Below are 628 nucleotides of genomic sequence, written 5' to 3'. Positions count from 1 at the left end.
CGCTGGCCCAGGCATCCTCTCCGGCCTGCATCGGGCCCTGTTCGAGCAGGCCGCCGGCATCGAACAGCAGGCTACGTCGTGCCGCCACCGCCAGCTGGCGTCCCTCACCGGTGGTCAGCCGCGCGCTGCCGCGCAGGGTCACCAGGCGGATCGCCCCGCGCTCCTCGGCCAGCAGCAGGCTGCCGCTGGCGCAGTCCACCCGTCCGGCGGCGCAGYCGAGGGCGAAGGCGCCGCGCGGKTCCTCCTTCACTTCCAGGCGCATCGCGCCGCGCCGCAGCTCCAGGCGTCGCTGGGCGCCGTCGAGCAGCGGTCGCACCTTGCTCCGCGCGTTCAGGCGCAGGCGGCTGCCGTCGGCCAGCAACCAGTCGCGGCGCTCGCCGGTGCCGGTCGCCAGTTCGCCGGGCAGACCCATGCCGGCCTGGACCCAGCGCTCCAGGCCGGCGCCGCCGGCGAGCAGGACGAACAGCCCGAGGGCGCCGCCGACGAAGCGCCGGCGGCTCGACGGCTGCTCCAGGGCGCGCAGCACGGTAGCGCTCGGCTGGCCGCGCCAGGGCGAGTCCTGTAGCGGCGCGAGGCTGCCAAGCAGTTGCCGGAACACCTCGGCATGCTCGCTCGACAGCGCCTTCCA

The 628-nt window shown here is 75.9% G+C and carries 1 protein-coding gene; it reads right to left on the bottom strand.

Going from position 1 to position 628, the window contains the following annotated elements:
• Positions 1–628: FecR domain-containing protein (locus FLO80_RS23650; protein WP_149187124.1), on the bottom strand; the 628-nt coding region annotated here is incomplete at both ends.

This window comes from Aquicoccus porphyridii (genome assembly GCF_008369105.1).
Lineage (GTDB): Bacteria > Pseudomonadota > Alphaproteobacteria > Rhodobacterales > Rhodobacteraceae > Aquicoccus > Aquicoccus porphyridii.
This window is presented reverse-complemented; position numbering and strand designations above follow the sequence as displayed.